A 15,264-nucleotide genomic window follows, 5' to 3' on the forward strand; every position below is an offset into this window, starting at 1 on the left:
CATCTTGTGAAGTTTTTATTTCAAAAGAAGATTCCAAGTCGGAGTAAATATTCTGAATTCCTAAAGTATCAAAAATAAGTTTAAGCGTTCTGTTTATTTTTGAGCCTGCAAAAGAGTAAAATGTAAGATTTTCATTTGTTAAAAGTAAGGGTCTATTATTCGTAATATCTGTAAAATTAAAAACTGAAAATTCTTTTTGCATTTCTGTTATTGCATCTTGACTAGGTTCATCAAGAAAATCATACGCTCTTTTTGAGACTAAAACTTCCAGCATTTTTATTCTTATCTTGTCTGCGACATTTGCCCCATTACCTTCAAAAATAGGTCTCTTACCATCTTTTGCCGGAATAACTTCTATTTTTTTTGATTTTAAATCGACATTTGTAATTTTCCAAATTCTTGCAGACAAATAAATATTTTCATCTTCCCGAATCTGAAGTGTTAATGGGATTTCTCCGACTTTATTTCCTTTATGTGATACTTTAAATAAATTTTCGGTTTGGAAAACACTATAAAATTCTTTGTTATTGACAATTTTCTCACCTTCAATTCCTAAAATCAGCTCTATACCGAGTTTTTCTATAAGGTCTTTTCCAACTAAGAAATCAATTATTTCTTCTATTTCTGATGCATCAATATTCTTAAAAGCAGCATTTTCTAATAATTCTGCAATTAATTGCTTTTTTGAAATTCCTGATGTTCCTTTTACGACAGACAATATTTGATGAACCAAAATATCATAAGATTTTTTATTCAAAGAAATTGGCTCGATGTACTTTTCTTCATATAATAACCAACAAGCTACAGACTGTAACAAAGTCCATCGATTGGTGGCATATAAGAATAAATTACTCGCTTTATCATCTCTTCTCCCACTTCTTCCAACTCTTTGTATTAAAGAAGCAATACTATGGGTTGCATCAATCTGAACAACCTGATCTACACTTCCTATGTCTATTCCCAATTCTAATGTAGATGTACAAGCAATACTAAAATTTTGGTAAGTGTTATTCTTTGCAAAAAATTCTACATATTCCCGAACTTCCTTATCTACAGAAGAATGATGAGAAAAATAGTTTTGATGTCCTCCAACTTTATCCGAAATCTTTCTTAGTTTTACGGCAACTTCTTCAACCCTTCCTCTTGCGTTGGGGAAAATCAATGATTTATTATTTCTTGTCTGAATATATAAATCCTTTAATAAATTAAGAGGTAGTTCAGCTCCGCTACCTTCGAAATATCTAAAGACAGCATTAATGGGTTTAGGAGTAGTATCTCTTATAATTTTTGTGTTTTCAATATCTCCGATGAAGTTCTTTAGCTCAATATATTGATTTGAATCACTTACGGTTGCAGAAAGAGCAACAGTTTTGAAATTTGACTTGTTTATTTTTTGTAATCTCGATAAAATGGATTGTAACTGAATCCCTCGATCTGAACCTAAAAAAGAATGAATTTCATCAATAACCACATAGTCTAATGTTGAAAATAGATGTTTCAAATTATAAGGTTTATTCACAAACATTGCTTCCAAGGATTCCGGAGTAATTAAAACAATTCCGTTTGGCTTTCTTAGTAACCTGTCTTTTTGGCTTTTGCTTGCTTCACCGTGCCATTTGGTTACACTAATATCCAAATATTCACATAATTCTTCCACACGTCGAAATTGATCGTTAATTAGAGCAATCAAAGGAGAAATATAAAGAACTTTGACACCATCCTCACTAAAATTTGTCCTTGATAAGATAGGTAAAAATGCAGCTTCAGTTTTTCCAGAAGCCGTCCTTGATATTAGAACATAATTATTTTCAGTTGATAAGATGCGAGGAATTGCTGCCTCTTGAATTGGACGAAGAGAAGCCCAACCCTTATCTCTAATATATTTTCTAATAGGTTCCGAAAGCAAATCAAAGGAGGTCATAATTCTTCAATGCTATCCAGGACATTTAAATCATTCGGTCTTTCGTCTTCAATTTCAATCTCCCCAAAAAGTTTTGTTTTATCAACTTCTGGATTTTGGCGGATGATATTTAAAATGTTAAGAAAGTCACGAATAACCTCTCTCGGAGTCAAAAACTCTGAAGCTCCTGGTTTATTGAAAATCTCTTCCATGAAGGCTGAGATTTCTTCATCAGAAATTTTAATATCAGTTTTATAATTAAGATCAAAGATCAACTTCAATTTCTTCAATAAAACAAATATTTCATTATGGTCTAAAGGAGTGAGTTTAATTACTGGCTGCGCAAAATCCCGAATTTCGAGTGATTCAAATTTATTCGTTTGTAGTCTTGACTTCAATGCCTGATAACTGAAAAGACCTCTTCTTTCATTTTCCAGGAATTCTTTTGTCCCAGCAAAGTTGATCAGCAAATTTGATATTTTGCCTTGAAAACAATCATTGTATATAGATAAAATCTTTTCGTAGTTTTTTTCTCTTGCAACAGAAGTTGTGATTTTATAAAGATTAATAGCTTCATCAAGATTGATCATAAAACCACTGTATCCCATACTTACAAATAGCTTACAGAAATTTTTAAGCATATCATAAAAATTCTGGTCATTGATGATTTCTCTGACACCGAGATCCTGTCTTGCTTCTGTTTTAGTTTTGTATTCACCTTTGAGCCATTTCAAGGCATTTCTTCGTAAATATTCGTCATTTTTTATATATCCTTCATAATATTTTACGATAACTGACCCAAAATCAAAGCCGCCAACCTCTGTGATTTCGTTGATGGTTTTCATTATGGCATTTTGAATGAGAGCCAAATTTTCTTCTTTGCGGATGTCAATCAAAGAAATATGATGTTCTTCAGCAGTTTTAGTGATAACCTGTTCGATCCATTTTTCCAACAGTGTCTGTAAAGCACCACCTTCAGGTTTGGTCTGAATTGCAATATTGTCCATAATAGCAGAGTACAATAAAACGCTTTTCCCATCATTTGCATACAGACGATTGTCTGGCGTAAAATCAGCATTGGCCACAACGAATTTCTGTCTTAAGGCAACAGTATTTAGTAGGTGAAGCATAAATGATTTACCACTTCCGAAATCTCCGATCCAGAATTTCGCTAAGCTGTGTCCGTTTTTCACATCATTCAAGGAGCTTATAAAAGCTTCAATCTCTTCCGATCTCCCAACCGTGATGTGCTGTACTCCGATTTTAGGGACAACACCACCTATCAGGGAGTTGATAATAGAGGTGGCTTCTTTTGGTTTGATATTGTCAATCATTGTTTAATAGTTTTTTATAGTAATCAGTATTAATAGTAAAGTAATCATCGTCCTCTTCGATCAAAACATCGTCTAAAACATCAAAACAAACTTCATTAATCGCGTCAACAGTAGAGCTCATTAATAAATTTTGATCTTTCAAGTATTCCTCAAGATCGCTTTGAGATATATTGAAACTGTTTTTTTCAAAAACGCCAAGTACCCCTTTTTGTACTTCGGTTAAGCTGATTTCGTTCAGGTATTTAGAATGGAGAGGCTCATGATTCTTAGGAATGATATTGATATGGACCTCGTCCTTATTTGCAATTTCTTCAGATGTAATGAGAATATTATCATCTTCATATTCATCCTGAAGATATTCGTTTAAAAGATCCACGGTACCTGAATGCTGTTTTTTTACCTCCTCAATGGTATCTTTATCTATGAAAATCTTCTTTCTCTTTGGTAGATAAATGGAGTTGATTTTTTCCAGCGTTGCTTCAATATCTTTATTAGTGATGAAATTACTTAGAATCTGCTCAAAATCATTTAATTGCTCATTGGTCTTGAAAAGACTTTTCTGAATGGTCTTGTTCATTTGTTTATTGTCAAACTTTGCAGAATTCAGATCTTTATCGATATAATAAATGTACAGTCTTAGAGAGGTAACTTTATTGGTCTTTGCCATGAATTTTGAAGCTTCATAAAAGATATTCTCTACCGACGGATTTTTAATGTTTTCATCAGCAAGTTGGATTATTTGCTGTTCCAGATCTTTAGCATTGGAATATTTTTCAACTATCTTATCATATTTTGATTTCCAGCGTGTAGTGTTGCTTTCGTTTAAACGTTTCTCGGTTTGCAAATCAGGAAAAGTAATGTGTTTTTGATCTTCTGGAAAAAATACATCTAATTTCGAAATAACTTTTTCAAAATAAATATTATAAACCTCAGCACTACTGTAGTTAAATTCCGCCGTCAATTTTCGTTTGTTAGAATAGGATTCTCTAACATTGTTTTCGCTTAATTTTAAGATATGGGCGTAGATTTGTCCCTGAACGTTTTCGGAACTGTATTTGTAGTTTTGACTGCCTTTCCTGTAACGATAATGTTTTCTGACGATTAGATCTGTCAGTTCATCTATTAGGTTATCAAATGAATTATCAACTGACACAAAGTTTTGATGAAGATGGTCAGTTGCCCTTAAAAACTGTTTAAGCACTTCCTGTTTACAAAATTCTATTTCTGTAAAAACATTGTTTTGAAACCATATTTTATTAAGTGTATTTTCTTGGTCAGCGGACAGGTTAAGTGTTTTCTTATATCTTTTCCCTAACTTCCAGTAATCGTAATCGTAAACATTGTTTTTTTCTCTGTATTCATCTGCCTGATCATTCATATTGTAATCCTCAAGTCTTTGAATTAGAAATGATATGCAATAAGATTTTGTTACAGGATAATTGTTGCCAAGATCTTCTAACTGTTTTTCTATTTTTTGGAAATTCTTATGAACTGCAAATTCGTTTAGCAGATCAAACATTAGAATGAAAGAATAGTTGGAATTACCATTTAAAAAAAGAAAATTTCCTTTTAAGAATTCTGCCTTGAATAGGTCATAAAATTTACGTTGTTTTGCATTCGCTGTATGTATATCAGCATAGGAATACACATAGCGATGTGGCCAATAAGTGGCTGATATATTCACCGATGTATTCTCTGAAGTTATTTTAACGTTTCCCAATAAGGAGGTTACGATATCTGACACATCAATTATAGAATCGTCTGTTACATTTATTTCTTTATCCATATTGACTTTGGGAATAGTTACGGAACCACTATAGCGTGTTGTGATTTGTGCATTTTTTTGATTTCCCTCCACAGTTTTATTGTAAACCTTAGGGGTAGGTGCTGGCTTAGAAGTGTTTTTAAATACAACTTTCTTACGGTCTTTAACGAGTGCAAAAAATAAAATGATGAAGATTAAGATTATAAAAATGGTCATAACTTAATTTTCTATAGCGTCAAACACATCATATTCATGAACTAAGAGGATAGTATGGCCTAATTTTCTCAGATCCAAAGCTTTCTCAACCTTTCTGCCATAGCAGGCATAACTCCAGCAAGCATTGTTGGTATCACCAATCACAAGGTAATCCGCTTTTTTAGATATGCTGTTCACTGGAATACCACCTTTGCTTTTGATTGCAGTTTGCAGTTCATTTCGGGTGCCTCGGCTTAAAATGCCAGTTATACAGAAAGTCTTGTTTTCAAATACTATTTCTGGATCGACCGCACAAATTCCTGAGATACTGACATCTGCTGTCAATTGGTCAATCGATTCTTTTATACGATCATTTTTGAGCTCTACGAATTGTTTTATAAAAGCCATCAATACCAATCTTTCTTCTTCATCGATCTTCTTGTCAGAGACTATAGACAAAACTAGACTTCTTATTTCGTCATAAGGATAATAGGAATTAAGATGTTCGTTATCAGATAGCCATCTATGAAGATTCAATATCTCCTCATCGTTGAGGTTACCGTCTGCAAGTAAACCATGAAATATCCCCTGTAATTGTTGTAGATCTGATGTGATGCCATTGTAATAGATACTGTCATGTTCGTATTTTTGACAGAGCCAATAAAGATCTTCAATGGCTTCTTTTGGAGGAATTTCATTGGAGGCAGTGTTTTCTATAAGGAGCATAAACTCTTGAAAAGGATTTCTGTTGATGAGTGAATTATTTTCTTTTGCCCACATCTGTAATTCTTTCATTTCATAAGAATCAATTTTTTCATCTGCAAGAAATCCCAGTAAAATTCCTTTTAATGAATTAATTGCTTTATCTGCTCTTGCTTTTGCAGTTACTATTTTTAGAGTTGTGTTTTCAAAGTTGGTCATAGTTTTTATTTAAATTACTAGTTAGTAGTTTATTTGATTTTAAAATGAAGAATTTAAGTAATTACATTAAAATATTTTAACTGCTTAAATTAAAATGCAATCTACATAAAATGTCATAAATGTTTTTACGGTTTTCCGTAAAACACAAAAAAAGAGTGTTTTCACCCTTTTATAAAAACTAGAAACCTCAATTCTCATAAGGATTTGCTATATATATATTATATGCGTCCATTTCTTGTCTTTCCGCCGAAACGAAAGTTTAGTTATTTGCTAACGATTTTTTTTCACTATTTCGATTCTTAGTTTTTGCGTTTTCAAATAGTTATTAGATGAAAAATTTAATAATCCCTTTTTGTTCCAATTAAATGCATTCTCTATATCATCTTTCACTAAATAAGCTTCCGCTATCCAAAAGAATACATTGGCATTATCGATTTCGTGCCTATCACTCACGTCAGTAGCTGTAAGCATTAAAGTTAATCCTTCATCTATCTTTCCAAAATAACGAAAAAGCGACGAACCCTTGCTAAATAGTGTTTCAGCTAAATTTGGATTAATCTGTAATGCTTTATTATAACAAATCATCTCAGATTGGTGGTTACCCAGATTCATATAAGCATTACCTAGATTATTCCAAATTTCAGGCTTATTGGGATTCAGTTCTAGTGCTTTATTAAAATACTCAATCGAAATCGCATATTCTTTTATTATGCTTAGGGCGGAACCATAATTATAAAAAACTTCAGAAGAAACTACACCAGTCATTATGATATTTTTGTATATTTCTATTGCATCATTAATTTTGGAGTTGTCATTATTTAAAGAACCTTGTTCAGTTAATATAGAAGCTTTTGTAAGGTTAAAACCCTTGGTATTATTTACCTCTATTGCTTTATTGATAAAAACCAAGGCTTTTTGATAATTGAATAAATTATATTCCGAAATTGCAATTGCTTCTAATATTGAAGTATCGTCAGGTTTCTTTTTTGTAATTTCATAAAATTCAGATAAAGCTTGTACAAATTTATTCTCATAAAAAAAATTCCACCCGTTTTCGCTTTGATCATCAATCTTAGGAAGCTCGTAAAGTAAATGCCTTTTACTGAAAATTAATTTTACATGTTCAGAAATTACCGTCCAATTCAATTTGCTTAATTTATTTTCTCTTGGAATGGAAACTGTATAATTATCATTACTTTGGGTTAAATCAACAGTATTATCTTCAAACCATTTCCAATATGCTTCATTTTCATCAACAATATATACAATAATTATCGTTGGCTCAAGCCTATTCAGCCAGCGATTAATATTTGTTCTTTTTAAAATTATTTTTATACTATCCTGATTTTGCTCGGTTTCTTTTCCTTTTAACTGTATTGAAAAGTTGTTTCCTGTTACTTGTCTTTCAGAAGTTATTTCACAATTATAATCAGTTCCGTAGTCAATTTGGAAAGGATTTGTTATCCAACTTACGGGTATATGGTTTTTTAGAAATCTATCAGATAAAGTTTCAATTTCGTGATTTCTATGTCTATTTGGGTAATTTTCCAAGGTATTTATTAGGATAATGGTTCTCGAATGTTAGCTAACTTGTTTTCTATTTTACCACTCATAGATTTAAAAGGAATTTTTTTGCAGATAAACGGTTGAGTATCTCTGAACACGGGATAAAACTACGAAAACTTTCTACTTGCAAGAAATTTATATAACCACAAAATCCTCGGTTAAAATTTCAATGCAACTTCTAGAAATAATGTATTTGTAAAGCTCTGAAGTCGTGAGACTTCCGATAGCGGGAAAGTCTTACCGAATATGTTTAGTTGTAGTTAGTTATAATGAATAATTTGACTTTATAAAATTAATAAAATCTGTATATTCTTCTGATCTTGTAGTCATATTTCCGAACATTTCAGTGTTTATTTCTCGTATAAGATTATTTTTTAGTAAAACATCGGAAATGTGTTTTTTAATTCTTTCATCAATTAATTTTTTATCGCTAAAAATAGAAGATTCTCCGTCGTTTAAAAACCTAAATAATTTTTTTGGAAAATTTTCTTTCATTGAAATATCTTGACGAATTTCTGATGTATTGAATATTTCAATTAAAATATTTAGAAAATTGAAATACTTTTCTTCGCCATATTCTTCAATCATTTCTTTGTTTAAATCATCTGTATTTTTAGCAAAATACTTGAAGCTGGATAATAAAGAATTGTATTTGCTTTTTATTTCATTTGTTTCACCCACATTATCATTTAATTTTTTTTGAATTAGTAGGTTTTCTGACCTCAATAATTCTAATTCCTCTTGTGAAATTATATTTTTGCTCTTCTCAAAATCAAGTTGTTTAGAAAAATCTTCTTTTTCTTTTATTCCCGTTAAAATGTCCTGAATATTTTTCTTATGATTAGCTGTTTCAGTCTGCAACTCTTGATTCCATCCGATTCTTTTTCTTTCGAAATTTTTCTGAATTTTTATTATATAAAATTGAATAATTGGAAAAAATACCGAATAGACAACTGCCAACATTAATGGAATTAAATATCTATTATGAGAGTGAAAATTATTTTTTATATAGTTAATCTTCTCTAGGATTGATTTGTTGTCATATATTAAATACAATATAAAATCCCAATTGTAAAAACATAGTATAATAATATAGTACTGGAAAACAGGCAACCGTAACCTCTCGTTTAGGTTTGATGCGAAATCAGTGAAAAAATTTTTTAAGGTATTATTGTTTAGGAAGTTTTCTTTACTTTCATTCATTTGGAGTATTTTTTTTTCAATTCGGACTAACATGTAAATTAATCTGCTGATTATTAGTTTATTAAAAATTTTCCATTGAAAGGAAAACTCAATTTTAATGGTAGGGAGATTTCTCCTAGCAGTTTGGTATTTCTGCAGACGGGATAAAAATACAAAAACTTTCTACTTGCAAGAAACTTAATTAATAGCAAAAATATTCGATGAAAACTTCAAACTCGCATGTAGAAGTACCCGGAAGGTTTCGCTTAATACCTTTTCATTTCTTGCCCGCTGGGCATAGCTAGCTTAGTTATTAGCGGTCCGTCATTGTGTGTCAACCACACATTAGCCAACTTGTGATTCCGCGTATTGTCCTTTTATGCTCGCACGAAAGAAGTTGCCACGTGAAGACGCAGATTTCATTTCGTAATAAACACTTTCTGGAACGTCAAAATACTGCCATACGGCACCACTTTTAAATTCAATTTCTAAAGTTGATATAATTGGGTCAAAACCAAAGCTGGTTATCATACTTGATTCTACATATTCTCTGTCCATAATTAAAATTTTTGTTGTCTTATTTTTGTTACTACTGTTTTGTAATTGTCGTCATTGGGTGGATGTTGTTTTGTCCAACCTTCAACTAATTTAGGGTCGTCACTTGTTGGTCTTGGATTATTTAATTTGATTCTTACTCTCGAAGGAATTTTAATTGCTTCGCCAACTATAATTGCTTCTCCTGTTCGTAAAGAAGGAAGTAAATCGATTAGGCTATTTAAGTTGTCAGGTGCAGAAGATTTTACAATTGACTGGTCGCCTGAATTGGTCAGTCTTAAGGCAATAAAAGTTCCAACTTGAGCCAAAATTGTTTCTGAAATTTCTGATGGTCTTTGTGATATTACCAATGCACCTAAACCAAATTTTCTACCTTCTTTAAAAACTTGTTCAACTGCTAGTTTTGAATAACTGTTGTTGTCATTTTTGTTTAGGTAAGTATGTGCTTCTTCGTAGGCAAGTAAAAGAGGTCTTTGTTTACCTGTGTAAGTCTCGTTTCTACCCCAAAACATACTGTCATAAATAAATCGTGTAATTAAACCAACTGTAATATCTAATACTTCAAAAGGAACTCCGCTTAAATCTAATATAGCAAGTTTGCTTTCGCTTCCTATCCATTCATTCAATAAATCATTCAAATCTTTTGTTCCAGCATCACCTTTAAAATTGCCTGGGTTAAAAAGAAAATCAAATCTGCTGTCTTTCAATCTTGATAGCATTTTCTTTTCGTAAGAATAGAAATCATTATGTTGTGATTTAAATGGAGCTTGATTGCCCATTGCATAGGGTTCAAATTTTGCTCCTTCAAGATTTTCAAAATTTCCTTTGTCTGTTTCTTTTGCAGTTGTTTTGTTTTGGTCGCCTTTTTGGGCAGATGAAAAACTTGCACTTAACCACCAATTCATTTCATGCCAAAGTTCTCTAGCACTAAAAGGAATAGGAGAATCAGCAGTTACAAAATTTGGATTAACAGTGCCTGATTTTAAAGTGCAATTATTTTTTTTATAAGCTGTTACTAATTCTCTAAAGGCTCTATAATCAGGCTTATTGTCATCGCTCGGTTTTGCTCCAACTAAAAAATACGCTAATTCGTCAAAATTCATTAACCAAAAAGGTATAAATAATGGATTAGCAGCATTATTTATTTTAAATACTTTGGCATCAGGAAATGCAGAGGCGTATTCTCCATGTGGGTCAACTAATACAACTCTTGAACCTTCGTAATCATCAAGAATTGCTTTGAGGATACTAACAGTCGTATTTGATTTTCCGCTTCCTGTTGAGCCCAATATTGCACAATGACGTAAAATTAATTTATGGATATCTGTGTAAACTGAAAGATTTTCAGAGGACGAATGTTTCCCTATTTCAACCGAACCAGCATCTTTCTTTCCGTAAATATCAAAAAGATCTTTTTCTATTACTAAATGTACTTCATCGTTAATTGTTGGATATGTTCCAACACCTTTTTCAAAATCATCTTCTCCGATTTTTTCTCCAACAAGTTGAACCGTTAGAAACCTTGAACCAAAATTGTATTTAAGTTGAAACTCCTCTGACTTGTTTGGTGTATTACTAACAGACGAAACAATGCCATAAATACAAATGTTTCCAATGGGCATTTTTACAAAAGTTCCAATTTGTCCGATTTTATATAATCTGCCATTAATGATAGGTGCAGCCGAAGGAATGTCGGTAGAAACTTCAACTTCTACGGTACTTGAATCAACACGGATTATTTTTCCTAAGTATGTAATTTCACTTGTCATTTTGCAATTGTTTCTATTGCTTCTTTTTTGCCTGAATTGGTAATTAAAAAGTTAGCAAGTGAATTAAAGTCGCCTAATATAAATTTTTTTTCAGTTTCGTTCCAGTAATGGTCAAACTTCTCTGTTGGTGATTTGAATTCTGCTTTTGAAAATTCCCATTCGCCTAAATTCCCATTGATGATTGCTTTGGTCGGTCCAAAAACATTTAGATTCATGTAAGAAGAAGTATGTTTGTGAAGGTTTTCAACTTCTGTGTCTTGGAAAAAGAAAACTAATGCAGTAAGTCTATTGTTTTGTCGTAAACAATTAAAAATAATCTCGTTTATATGTTGGTCAGAAAAAGAATAACCAGTAAAAATAAACAGTAGTTCTCCACTTAACAAATAGTTTTTTAGTCTGTCAAAATAAGCAATGAAAGGTTGTTTTTTTGATGAATCGTATTTTTCTTTTGACGGATAAATTACTAACTCGTTTTCTTCATCTTTTATGTTGTCTATTTTGCCAATTCTTATAATTTTTTGAGATTTTGTTTTTGCGTCTTCTTTCCAAAACCAACTTAATGAGCCGTGAATTTTCCAAAGCCTAATCCAGTTTTGTGTTAAATCGTTTTTGGTTACAAATTGGTCAATGCTTTCTTGCCAAAAAAATGGCTCATATGAGCCAACAAAACCGTCAAAATATGGGATTTGACTTGCTTCCAAAGATTTCTCAATTATTAAATCATAGTTTGTAGTAAAAACTTCTTTAGAGAAATCTCTGTTTAATAAACTTAGCCATGCGAAAAATTTCTTTGTATTATCAATATCTGCAACTGCTTCCTTCTCTGCTATGATGTCATAAATTATTGTGCAAATTTCTTTATCTAAAAGTTTGGCATTTATTCCACTTACACCTTCATATTCTTTTGCAGTTTCGCCAGTGAGCTCTCTAATTCTACGAATTTGATTTAAAATATCTTCAATATTTACTTTTTTTGTAGTTATGATTGTTTCTAAATCAGTTTTCACACATTTAAAATTAACTAAAAAGTCGTCTGTTAATTTACTTTCAATTTCTGTTGTTAATTGTTCAATATTTGGTATTCCTAATGCACAAGATGTTCCTGCACCAAAAAAGAATCCAATATTTTTTGAATAGGAGAGATGTGTTTTAAGTTCTCATATTTCTCTAACCAAGTTTATTTTGTCCATATGGTCAATTGTCTATTTACTGTTTGTGTCAGAAGGTTGGTCGTATAGTATGATCGTTAACGGTTAAGTATTTCCGCATACGGGATAAAAATACGAAAACTTTCTACTTGCTAAAAATTATATTAACCATTATTGAGAATAGCTATTATTTTTTTTCAAATATATGCTCATTAAATATTATATCCTTACGGTTTCCCGTAAAACTCAAAAAAAAGGGTCTTTTCCACCCTTTTATAAAAATTAGAAACCCCAACCTCAGAGTTTATGAAAAAAATCTAAGGTCAGGAGACTTCGGAGAGCGAGTGAAATTTATTACGAGCTAATTTTTTTTAATAAATCAATAAATTGTAATAAATCATCTTTGACTCCAGAAAAGACTAAGGTATTGTATTTTCTATCAAGCCCTAATTCACAAATTTCGTGTTTTCGTTTTTTATCAGTAAAAAAAATATCAGTTGAAAAAAGGTAACTTGAGATTCTCATGACGTCAATATGATCTCCCGAATTTTCCTGTTTATTTTTTATAGCTATGTACGCACCAAGTGAAAATTTTATATTGAGTGTAGGAATTCTATTGAAACCATTTGTAGCTATTTCCTTGAGTAAAGATTGGAACTCCTTTTCCTTGAATTGATGTTTGTAGGTGAGCTGATATAGAAGCTGATCGATCCAATTAGGAACTTTATGCTCTCCGAAATTATCTGGTCTTATTCTAATTGATTTTGACGTTACATATTCCGTAAGTCGATCCTTAAATTTAGACACTTCAAAAGCTTTTATTGCGTTCATCATTTCAGCTTCTACATTTGTACTGATTTTATTATTAATAATTTTTCGTAAATCATTTTGTGGCAAAAGAGTTTGCGTCATCCCGTTGTTAAATTTATTATAATCTGAATTAACCTTTGAATGCAAATCTACCATATTCTTCAGACTTGATTTTGCTAAAAAGGTATTGATTGTCTTTTTATTATTTCGAATTAGGGAAGATATTAGTTGAGCCGTTAAGAATGGTTCAGATTTAAGAATGTAATTATCAGAAATTTTTCTAAAATAGATATCGTGCTCTTTTGCGTCAATAAAATTCTTTCCGACGGTTTCTAAAATATGTTCAACCGAGAGAGGACAATAAATCTTATCGACAGAAAAATTTAATTCTAGCAAATCTTTTATTTCGATCCAGAGTGGGTTTTTTCCTTCAAGAATATCACTAATCACAAACTGGTCGAGGTATATGCAAAGCTTATTTTGAGGGTCTATTTTTTTCATATTAAAACAAGTCTAATCGCAATTATCAGGAAATTCTAAATAAGATATATCACATAAAAAACTTGATAAGCCTCAACACTTATCATATATTCTGAAAACTCCAAAGTCATGATGCTTTCTAGAGGGGTTTAACCATTATATGCAGTGCTTTTGTTTCTTCTTTCCATTTTTTTGAGCCTATTATTTTCGAAATAGACACGATATGTTTTCGTCTTTGTAGGATCAATGAATTGTTGTATAGCTGCATCATAATTAGGGTTTGTGGATAATCCATAATATATTCCAGTTAAAGATTCTTTGATCTTTAAATAGCAAAAATCATTTGCAAGAATTAATAATCTTTTTTCAAATTCTTTTTCCCAATAATGAGATTTTGAAAGGAACAAGCTTTCGAAATTAGATTGAATATGTTGAATTATATTTTCATCCTTGGAAAGATTTTTATTCCAATATACCCACTTGTCGTTCTTTTTAGGATTATAATTTATATTTTGAAACTTAAAAATCTCTACGTCATTATTTTCATCTAAAAATATGTCAGTATCAATTTCAAGGCAAATTCCCAAATGATTATTTGCATATTGAGCCCACATCATTTCATTTTCATATCCTTCGTATTCGTCGGAATAAACAAAGCATGTGGCTTGGATTTTTGATTTTATTTCTTCTCCGAATTTATACATGCTTTCAAAATGAGTTCGGTTTTTATCCTCATTCAAGTTTAATTCAGGATACATTGTGTCATAAGGAACATTAACTCCTCCGAAAGCCCAATTTTGATTTTCTTTTGGTCCATTCATTTTATTTAAGAAATTTGTTCTTAAAGTCATTGAAGGTAATATAAATTCGATTGCTGTTGATAATTTGGTATAATGATAAATTTTCGGCATTATGATGTTTAATAGTTTTTAAAGAACCTTACGATTTTCCATAAAACAAAAATCTCAGCTATTATAGAGGTTTAAGTTTTATCATTATTTTATCCTAACGTGTTTTTTTAGTCTGTATCAAATTCTATTTCGGACTTTCTAGAAAATAATTTTTTCTCTAATTTTTGTATTAATTCTATAAATTTTTCATCTTCCTCTTTCTTTATTTCATAGGGTGTTTGAGGTAAATTCTTACCAATTTCACCTTTAAAATCTTTAGGAATATAGAAATTTATTTCTGTTTGTCCATTAAAGTAATCATCTGTTAATATTTGCTCTATAATTGCACATTTTGATTCGAAATCAAGCTTTTCAAATTCCTGTTTGTTTATTTTATTTTTCATTAAAAAAAATGGGTTTTATAGTTGTAATTATCTAAAAACAATTGCACACAAAATTAAAAAACGATTATGTTTCTATACTATAGACATAAATTACTCTTTGCCGAGCATAATAGTGATAGTGTTTCTGCTGAAATATTAAATAATTTTCAAAAAATCGATCATTTGCTGTGAAAAATTCTTCGATAGGAGGTCATATACTTAAGTTCAATATTTTAGAGAATATAGATTTTTAATATTCGAGATTATGATCATTAATCAATAATGAAGCGCTAAACTCCTTTTCAATTTCTCGTACAATGCTCCATATTTCAAATCTAGAAATTGAGAGTCTGTTGGGAATTAATT

The 15,264-nt window shown here is 30.9% G+C and carries 12 protein-coding genes; all 12 read right to left on the reverse strand.

What is annotated here, in order from left to right; translation table 11 throughout:
- On the reverse strand, positions 1 to 1,921 hold a 1,921-nt coding region (locus WBY99_RS07295; RefSeq protein WP_423975672.1), incomplete at its 3' end, for a DEAD/DEAH box helicase.
- Positions 1,918 to 3,234 carry an ATP-binding protein gene (locus tag WBY99_RS07300; RefSeq protein ID WP_423975673.1) on the reverse strand — a complete coding sequence of 439 codons (1,317 nt, stop codon included), beginning with the start codon at positions 3,232 to 3,234 and terminating at the stop codon, positions 1,918 to 1,920. The genes WBY99_RS07300 and WBY99_RS07295, both read right to left, overlap by 4 nt.
- Positions 3,227 to 5,215, reverse strand: a complete 1,989-nt coding sequence (locus tag WBY99_RS07305) for a tellurite resistance TerB C-terminal domain-containing protein (protein WP_423975674.1) — start codon at positions 5,213 to 5,215, stop codon at positions 3,227 to 3,229. Before WBY99_RS07305 ends, WBY99_RS07300 begins: the two co-directional genes overlap by 8 nt.
- 3 nt (positions 5,216 to 5,218) lie before the next feature.
- Positions 5,219 to 6,115: a BRCT domain-containing protein gene (locus tag WBY99_RS07310; RefSeq protein WP_423975675.1), complete on the reverse strand. Its 897-nt coding sequence runs from the start codon at positions 6,113 to 6,115 to the stop codon at positions 5,219 to 5,221.
- A gap of 270 nt (positions 6,116 to 6,385) precedes the next feature.
- Positions 6,386 to 7,666, reverse strand: coding sequence for a DUF4365 domain-containing protein (locus tag WBY99_RS07315; protein ID WP_423975676.1), 1,281 nt, complete (start codon positions 7,664 to 7,666; stop codon positions 6,386 to 6,388).
- Between the two features lie 279 nt (positions 7,667 to 7,945).
- Positions 7,946 to 8,884, reverse strand: coding sequence for a hypothetical protein (locus WBY99_RS07320; protein WP_423975677.1), 939 nt, complete (start codon positions 8,882 to 8,884; stop codon positions 7,946 to 7,948).
- 324 nt (positions 8,885 to 9,208) lie between these two features.
- The gene (locus WBY99_RS07325) at positions 9,209 to 9,421 is read right to left on the reverse strand and encodes a KTSC domain-containing protein (RefSeq protein ID WP_423975678.1); all 213 of its coding nucleotides are present in this window, start codon (positions 9,419 to 9,421) and stop codon (positions 9,209 to 9,211) included.
- A gap of 2 nt (positions 9,422 to 9,423) precedes the next feature.
- Positions 9,424 to 11,040 (reverse strand): ATP-binding protein, encoded by a 1,617-nt coding sequence (locus tag WBY99_RS07330; protein WP_423975679.1) that lies wholly within the window; start codon positions 11,038 to 11,040, stop codon positions 9,424 to 9,426.
- A 143-nt stretch (positions 11,041 to 11,183) separates the two neighbouring features.
- Complete coding sequence (locus tag WBY99_RS07335) at positions 11,184 to 12,194, reverse strand: SIR2 family protein (RefSeq protein ID WP_423975680.1); 1,011 nt, start codon at positions 12,192 to 12,194, stop codon at positions 11,184 to 11,186.
- Positions 12,195 to 12,689: 495 nt separating this feature from the next.
- A complete protein-coding gene (locus WBY99_RS07340; protein WP_423975681.1) occupies positions 12,690 to 13,646 on the reverse strand; it encodes a hypothetical protein in 957 nt (318 codons plus the stop codon).
- A gap of 128 nt (positions 13,647 to 13,774) precedes the next feature.
- Positions 13,775 to 14,536, reverse strand: coding sequence for a DUF2971 domain-containing protein (locus tag WBY99_RS07345; protein ID WP_423975682.1), 762 nt, complete (start codon positions 14,534 to 14,536; stop codon positions 13,775 to 13,777).
- Between the two features lie 107 nt (positions 14,537 to 14,643).
- Positions 14,644 to 14,919, reverse strand: a complete 276-nt coding sequence (locus WBY99_RS07350; protein ID WP_423975683.1) for a hypothetical protein — start codon at positions 14,917 to 14,919, stop codon at positions 14,644 to 14,646.
- Between the last annotated feature and the right edge of the window lie 345 nt (positions 14,920 to 15,264).

This window comes from Kaistella sp. (assembly GCF_049588135.1).
Taxonomy (GTDB): domain Bacteria; phylum Bacteroidota; class Bacteroidia; order Flavobacteriales; family Weeksellaceae; genus Kaistella.

Coding starts and splice junctions, on each gene's coding strand:
- WBY99_RS07305 (WP_423975674.1), bottom strand. CDS start 5,215: ATGACCATTTTTATAATCTTAATCTTCATCATTTTATTTTTTGCACTC.
- WBY99_RS07350 (WP_423975683.1), bottom strand. CDS start 14,919: ATGAAAAATAAAATAAACAAACAGGAATTTGAAAAGCTTGATTTCGAA.
- WBY99_RS07310 (WP_423975675.1), bottom strand. CDS start 6,115: ATGACCAACTTTGAAAACACAACTCTAAAAATAGTAACTGCAAAAGCA.
- WBY99_RS07345 (WP_423975682.1), bottom strand. CDS start 14,536: ATGCCGAAAATTTATCATTATACCAAATTATCAACAGCAATCGAATTT.
- WBY99_RS07330 (WP_423975679.1), bottom strand. CDS start 11,040: ATGCCCATTGGAAACATTTGTATTTATGGCATTGTTTCGTCTGTTAGT.
- WBY99_RS07340 (WP_423975681.1), bottom strand. CDS start 13,646: ATGAAAAAAATAGACCCTCAAAATAAGCTTTGCATATACCTCGACCAG.
- WBY99_RS07320 (WP_423975677.1), bottom strand. CDS start 8,884: ATGAATGAAAGTAAAGAAAACTTCCTAAACAATAATACCTTAAAAAAT.
- WBY99_RS07325 (WP_423975678.1), bottom strand. CDS start 9,421: ATGGACAGAGAATATGTAGAATCAAGTATGATAACCAGCTTTGGTTTT.
- WBY99_RS07300 (WP_423975673.1), bottom strand. CDS start 3,234: ATGATTGACAATATCAAACCAAAAGAAGCCACCTCTATTATCAACTCC.